A 7,140-nucleotide genomic window follows, 5' to 3' on the forward strand; every position below is an offset into this window, starting at 1 on the left:
ACATTATCTAGCGTCTAGCCTGCCTGCAAACACTAAATATAGTGTTAACAGATGATTTTTTCCAGGCCGACAATTCTCCCTTTCGCCCACCCAAACCCCAAAGATCCCAACGCTTCCGCCGGCCTCGTGAACAGGCGGAAATCCGGGCAAAACGCACAAAATCCGGGAAAAAAGACCGGCCTCTGAACTCTCCGGTCACGCCCGCAACAGGAGCGCATGGCCTATAAAAAGCGACTCGTTCCGACCCGTCAAGGATTCGTTTTTGTAGCTTTTGTGACCCCAACATCTTGTGTGTCACATATGTGGATAACGGGGACATGCGAAGCCCAGGTCCCCCGGCACTTGACGCGGTTTATCAGGCTGCCGCGAAGCCAGCCTGGCCGGCGGCTTTTCATTTTAGCTGGCTTGCACTATCTGTTGCGTTCGTGCGGGGGCGCGCCTTGTCAACGCCAAAAGCATCCGCTACGCCCCGCTCATGACAGTCACCGTCCGTTTCGCCCCATCGCCGACCGGCCGCATCCATATCGGCAATGCGCGCACCGCGCTGTTCAACTGGCTTTTCGCCATGAACAACAAGGGCCGTTTCATCCAGCGCTTCGACGACACCGACATTGCCCGCTCGAAGCAGGAATATGCCGACTCCATCCTTTACGACCTGCACTGGCTGGGCATCTTCCCGGATGTCACCGAGTACCAGTCGCGCCGCTTCGATATCTACGACGCGGCGGTCGAGCGGCTGAAGGCGGCGCGGGTGCTCTATGCCTGCTACGAAACGCCGGAAGAGCTCGATCTGCGCCGCAAGGTGCGTCGCACGCGCGGCCTGCCGCCGGTCTATGGCCGCGAGGCGCTGACGCTGACGCCGGAGCAGGTGGCGGAATATCAGTCTGACGGACGCAAGCCCCATTGGCGCTTCCTTTTGCCCAATTTCACCAGCGATCCGCTGCAGCCGGAGCGCACGGACGTGCATTGGAACGATCTGGTGCGCGGCGAGGAGACGGTCGATCTCGCCTCGCTGTCGGACCCCGTCCTGGTGCGTGAGGACGGCACCTATCTCTACACCCTGCCTTCGGTGGTCGACGATATCGAGATGGGCGTCAGCCAGGTCATCCGCGGCGACGACCATGTCACCAACACCGGCGTGCAGATCGCGATCTTCAAGGCGCTTGGCGCCGAGCCGCCGGTCTTCGGCCACCACAACCTGCTCACCACGACCACGGGCGAGGGGCTGTCGAAGCGGACCGGCGCACTGTCGATCGAGAGCCTGCGCCAGGACGGGATTGAGCCGATGGCGGTCGCGTCGCTGGCGGTGCTCGTCGGCACGTCGGAGAATGTCACCGCCGCGCATGATCTCAACGAGCTTGCCAGCCATTTCGACCCGGCGGCGACATCCAAGTCCGCCTCCAAGTTCGATCCAGACGAGCTCCTCGTGCTCAACCGCACGCTGATGCATCACATGTCGTTCGAGGAAGCCCGCGACCGGCTGATGGTGCTGGGCATTTCCGGTGACAAGGCCGAGGCGTTCTGGCTGGCGGTACGCGGCAATCTCGACCGCCTATCGGACGCGGTCGGCTGGTGGCGAATCCTGAGCGAAGGCCCGCAGGAGCCGGCCGAGTTTTCCGGCGACGACCGCGATTTCCTTCACCAGGCATTCGAGCTGCTGCCGGAGGAGCCGTGGAACGGCACGGTCTGGAAGGACTGGACCGGCAAGATCAAGGAAGCAACTGGGCGCAAGGGCAAGCCGCTGTTCATGCCGCTGCGGCTGGCGCTTACCGGGCGGACTTCGGGGCCGGAGCTTTCAGATCTATTGCCGCTGATGGGTCGGGAAGGAACGCTGGCCCGACGACCCTGACCTTGCGCTGATCCGGTGGCAGCATAGAGACCGGCGACACCGGTACCTTGGCGGTCAGCCGCTTGATCGCGTCCTGGTCGAGCCCGCCTTCTGCATTGGAGAGTGTTTCGGGATCGGCGCCGGGATCGGGTTTCACCGCCGGCATGGGAATGAAGGGCGCCATCCCGCTCTCCGGCTGCGACTGTTCGGGATTGGGCGGATTGCCGCCGATGATCGTGAAATTGCCGGCCTGCGCGTTGCATCCGCAAGTGGGCGGCCGCGAATAGTTGGCCTGCTTGTAGAGATAGGCGGTCGGCAGCTCGCTGTAGGGCTGACCGGTGACCGAGGAGGTCATCGACCCGGAGTCGTCGTCCGTTCCACGCGAATAGAAGACCTGCATTTCGGTGCCGGGGCAGCTCGATTCGCAATTCTTCTGGTCGCGCTCGAAATCGCCGACCGAGGCGGCGTTGGACATCGGGTAGAAATAGCCGTCGCAGGTACGCACGCACATGGTGCGGAACTCGCCGCCCAGCCTTGGCAGGTCCATGCCGTCCGGCTGATTGATGATGCGGCGGATGTTGCGCACGCTCGGATCATCAAGCGGAACGTCCGCCGCGTCCGGCATGTCAGAGGCATCGGGCGTTTCGAGTTGCTCGTCCTGGCGGCCGAAAAGCTGCTCGAACAGATTGCCGCCGCCATTGTCACGGGAAGCCTCCTGAAGCGGCGCGCGTCGCGGCGCGATCTCGTCGTCGCGGCAGTTGTTGGCATCGAGCGCCTGCAGGATACGACTGCGGTCGCGCCGCGTGCCACCGGCGGCAAGCCGCTCGCGCTTAGCCTGCAACGTGTCGAGATTGGTGTTCATGCGCTCTATCGAGGCGTTGATCGCCGCGCACTGGCTGACATTGCGCGAAAACAGCGTGAAGCCGCAACCGGCATCGCTTGCTCGGCCGCGGGCCTTGGCAAGCTGCTCGCGCTGGCGAGCGATCGCGTCGTCATATTTGCGGACGAGGCCCGGGCCGCCGCCGCCACCGCGTGTCGCGGCGAGTTCGGCTTCAAGCTGACGGCACGTGCGGGAAGCTGCCTGCGGCTCGGTCACGGCAACGGCCGACGCGGCGAACGCCGAAAGCAGCGCCGCGAGATGCGTCAGCTTCAATCCTTTCATCCGCCTGACACCCCGATTGTCCGTAGCCGGAAGGCTAGCGTGCTCGTGGTTAACTGTTTCCTAGCAGGGGCCACACCGAAGCTGACAGAAGCATGGCGATTCCAACAAACGCGACGTTCCAGACGAGCGAGCGAAGCAGGGGAACACCGAATGCGTAGAGCGGAAGATAGACCAGTCTGGCCGAAAAATAGAGTCCGGCTCCCCACTCGCTGAGCGAAGTCTCACGGCCGGCCGCGTGGACAAGAAAAACCGCCGCCACGAATACTGGAAATGTCTCGACGAAGTTCCGCAGCGCCTTTTCCAGCCGTCCCGCCATCCCGGTGAGCGGAGGGACTTCGGCGTCTCGGGCGCTGGCCGTCCAGCGGTAACCCCGCTGAAAGCTCGCCGAATGCGAGGCGAGAACTATGTGAATGAAACAGAGCACACAACTTGCGGCCAGCATGGTCAGTTCGAATCTCATTGAACCCTCGCACTTGCCCATTCGTCTTTCGCGCTTGAATACCCAAACGCGACGGTGAGGCCGCAATGGGCATCACCAACTTACAACGATGCGCCATCGGCATTTAAGGTCAGAGTCGTCCTTAATTCAGGTCGACCAGCGCCTGCGCCTGGTGCGCCGCTTCGACGACGGCCAGCGCGGTCATGTTGACCACGCCGCGCGAGGTCACCGACGGCGTCAATATATGCGCGGGCTTGTCGGTGCCGAGCAGGATCGGCCCGACATGCAGCGCATCCATCATGGCGCCCAGCGCCGTCAGCGTGATGTTGGCCGAATCGAGGTTCGGGAAGACCAGCAGATTGGCCTCGCCCTTCAGCCTGGAATGCGGATAGACGCGCTGGCGCAGATGTTCCGAAAGCGCCGTATCGGCATGCATCTCGCCATCGCATTCAAGGTCGGGCGCGATGCGCGCCAGGATCGCCGCGGCTTGCCGCATCTTGAATGCGCTCGGCGCGTCACGCGAACCGAAATCCGAGAAGGAGAGCAGGGCGGCCTTGGGTTCCATGCCGAAGCGCCTGATTTCCTCGGCCGCCAGAACGGTCATCTCCGCGATCTCCTCGGCTGTGGGATCGATGGAGACGTAAGTGTCTGTGAGAAAGATGATGCCCCGCTGCGAAATCAGCATGGAGAGCGCCGACAGATCGCGGTCCTTGACGCCGGCGCGCGGCCCGATGATCAGCGAGACGTTGCGCAAGTGCCGCTCGAAACGACCTTCGAGCCCGCAGATCATGGCATCCGCATCGCCACGCTTCAGCGCGAGCGCCGCGATAACCGTATTGTTGGTGCGCACCATGGTGCGAGCGGCTTCCGTCGTCACCCCGCGCCGGCCGGCGAGTTCGATCAAAAGATCGACATAATGGCGGTAGCGCGGATCGTCTTCCGGATTGATCAACGCGAAATCAACGCCCGGCCGGATGCGCAGGCCGTAACGCTTCAGGCGCACCTCCACCACATGCGGGCGGCCGATCAAAGTCGGTTCGGCAATGCCTTCCTCCAACACCACCTGGGCGGCGCGGAGCACCCGTTCGTCCTCGCCGTCGGCATAGATGACGCGCTTGGAGCTTGAAGCCTTGGCGGTGGAAAACACCGGCTTCATCACCAGGCCGGAGCGGAAGACGAAGCGGTTGAGCTTGTCGATATAGGCGGCGAAGTCGGCAATCGGCCGCGTCGCGACGCCGGTGTCGCAGGCGGCCTTCGCCACCGCCGGCGCGATGCGCAGGATAAGGCGCGGATCGAAGGGCGAGGGGATGAGAAAATCGGGGCCGAACATCGGCGTCTCGCCGGAATAGGCGCGGGCGGCGACGTCCGAAGGCTCCTCGCGGGCAAGGGCGGCGATCGCCCGCACCGCCGCCATTTTCATCTCCTCATTGATGGCGCTGGCGCCGCAATCGAGGGCGCCGCGGAAGATGTAAGGAAAGCACAGCACATTGTTGACTTGATTGGGGAAATCGGAGCGCCCGGTGCAGATCATGGCGTCCGGCCGGGCGGCCCGCGCCACTTCCGGCATGATCTCGGGATTGGGGTTGGCCAAAGCCAGGATGAGCGGTTTCGGCGCCATATGCTGCAGGAGCTCCGGCTTCAACACGCCGGCGGCGGAGAGGCCGAGAAAGACGTCGGCGCCGGAAATGACATCGGCCAGCGTGCGCGCCTCGGTGACCTTCACATAAGGGTCCTTCCAGCGATCCATCTCCTCGACGCGGCCCTTGTAGGCGACGCCGAAACGGTCGGTGACCCAGATGTTTTCCACCTGGGCGCCGAGCGAGACCAGAAGGTTGAGGCAGGCAAGTGCTGCGGCGCCCGCGCCGGAAGTGACGATCTTGATGTCGGAAATCGCCTTGCCGGCCAGCTCCAGCCCGTTGAGCACCGCGGCGGCGACGATGATCGCCGTGCCGTGCTGGTCGTCATGGAAAACCGGGATGCCCATGCGGGCCTTCAGCCGCTCCTCGACCTCGAAGCATTCCGGCGCCTTGATGTCCTCCAGATTGATGCCGCCGAAGGTCGGCTCGAGCGCGGCCACGGTCTCGACCATGCGCTCGATCTCCGGCGCGTCGATCTCGATGTCGAAGACGTCGATGCCGGCGAATTTCTTGAACAGCACCGCCTTGCCTTCCATCACCGGCTTGGAGGCGAGCGGACCAATATTGCCGAGCCCGAGCACGGCGGAGCCGTTGGAGACGACGCCGACCAGATTGGCGCGCGCGGTGTAGTCGGCGGCGGTGGCGGGATCGTCGCGGATCTCGAGGCAGGGCGCGGCCACGCCCGGCGAATAGGCAAGCGCCAGGTCGCGCTGGTTGCCGAGCGGCTTCGTCGCCTGGATCTCGAGCTTTCCTGGCTTCGGGTGCTTGTGGAAGAACAGGGCGGCCTCGTCGAGGTCCGACCGAGCCGGTTTCTTGTTCTCGCCGTCCATTGCGGCCCCTCCCTGCGATACTGGTTTGGAGCCTTTTAGCATGCGCCCGCGATTTTTCGCGACCGCAAATCGCAGGCTCCGGCTTCACAATGCCAGAGCGGAAATAATCAACCGATTCCAGCTGGTTGGCTGGAGAGCTTCAGGCATGCTCAGAAGGCGCTGACGTAGAGGCCGCCGTCGACCGGGATGTTCTGGCCGGTGAGGTAGCCGGCATGGATCGAACAGAGGAAGGCGCAGATCTGGCCGAATTCCTCGGGCGTGCCGAGACGTTTCGCCGGCACGTCGGCGCTGATGCGGGCCTTGCGCGCGGTTGCCGCGGCCGGGTCTTCCTTAGTGCCGGCTTCATGTGGGCCGCGCAGCCGGTCGGTGTCGAGCTTGCCGGGCAGCAGGCTGTTGATGGTGACGTTGCGATCGATCACCGTACGCGCCACGCCGGCCAGGAAGGATGTCAGGCCGGCGCGGGCGCCGGAAGACAGGTCGAGCCCTGGGATCGGCACATAGACCGACAGCGAGGTGATGTTGACGATGCGGCCGAAGCCGCGCTTGGCCATGCCGTCGATGACCGCCTGGATGAGCTCGATGGGCGTCACCATGTTCTGCGTCACGCCCTCGAGGATCTTGGCGCGATCGAGCTCGCGGAAATCGCGCAGCGGCGGACCGCCATTGTTGTTGACCAGGATGTCCGGATCGGGGCATGCGGCAAGTATCGCCTTCTGGACCTCGGGCTTGGACACGTCGCCGGCCACTTCGATTACCTTGACGCCGAATTTTTCGCGAAGCTCGGCGGCGGTCTTGCCCAGAAGCTCGGCGTTGCGGCCGTTGACGACGAGGTCGGCACCGGCTTCGGCCAGCGCCATGGCGCAACCTTTTCCAAGTCCCTTGCTCGAGGCGCACACGATGGCCTTTTTGCCGCGAATGCCGAGATCCATGGTGATTTTCTCCTGGTGCTTTGGTCGCGCCAAGCTAGCGCCTGGGCTGGATCAACCGCAACCGTCATACGATTGTTGCATGAATCGGGGCATAGGCACGCGAAAGCAAAGGGTAAAATCGCGATGTCAGCCCCAGAGCCCCGCACTTTCCGCGCCCTGTTCATTTCCGACGTGCATCTCGGCTCGAAAGCGGCCAAGGCCGATTTCCTGATCGACTTCCTGCGCTATCACGACGCCGAGATCATCTATCTGGTCGGCGATATCGTCGACGGCTGGCGACTGCGCCGCAGCTGGCACTGGCCGCAGAGCCACAAC

General features: G+C 63.7%; 5 protein-coding genes and 1 pseudogene. 2 read left to right on the forward strand and 4 right to left on the reverse strand.

The genetic code is table 11. The features are described 5' to 3' along the window. Positions 1-475: 475 nt before the first annotated feature. Positions 476-1,849 carry a glutamate--tRNA ligase gene (gene gltX / locus EOA24_RS22085; protein ID WP_126082531.1) on the forward strand — a complete coding sequence of 458 codons (1,374 nt, stop codon included), beginning with the start codon at positions 476-478 and terminating at the stop codon, positions 1,847-1,849. Here gltX and EOA24_RS22090 read toward each other — a convergent pair. The 4 genes from EOA24_RS22090 to EOA24_RS22105 all read right to left on the reverse strand — a co-directional run bounded on the left by EOA24_RS22090 (position 1,767) and on the right by EOA24_RS22105 (position 6,825). Further along, the gene (locus EOA24_RS22090; RefSeq protein WP_126082532.1) at positions 1,767-2,990 is read right to left on the reverse strand and encodes a DUF2865 domain-containing protein; all 1,224 of its coding nucleotides are present in this window, start codon (positions 2,988-2,990) and stop codon (positions 1,767-1,769) included. The two genes, gltX and EOA24_RS22090, sit on opposite strands and share 83 nt — an antisense overlap. 49 nt (positions 2,991-3,039) lie before the next feature. Continuing rightward, positions 3,040-3,450, reverse strand: coding sequence for an MAPEG family protein (locus tag EOA24_RS22095; protein WP_126082533.1), 411 nt, complete (start codon positions 3,448-3,450; stop codon positions 3,040-3,042). A 121-nt stretch (positions 3,451-3,571) separates the two neighbouring features. Next, positions 3,572-5,896: an NADP-dependent malic enzyme gene (locus EOA24_RS22100; RefSeq protein ID WP_126082534.1), complete on the reverse strand. Its 2,325-nt coding sequence runs from the start codon at positions 5,894-5,896 to the stop codon at positions 3,572-3,574. Positions 5,897-6,045: 149 nt separating this feature from the next. Beyond that, a complete protein-coding gene (locus EOA24_RS22105) occupies positions 6,046-6,825 on the reverse strand; it encodes an SDR family oxidoreductase (RefSeq protein WP_127258332.1) in 780 nt (259 codons plus the stop codon). 123 nt (positions 6,826-6,948) lie between these two features. Between EOA24_RS22105 and EOA24_RS22110 the strand changes: the two are divergent. Then, positions 6,949-7,140: pseudogene (locus EOA24_RS22110) on the forward strand (UDP-2,3-diacylglucosamine diphosphatase); the annotation flags it as partial.

Source organism: Mesorhizobium sp. M2A.F.Ca.ET.039.01.1.1 (assembly GCF_003998035.1).
Lineage (GTDB): Bacteria > Pseudomonadota > Alphaproteobacteria > Rhizobiales > Rhizobiaceae > Mesorhizobium.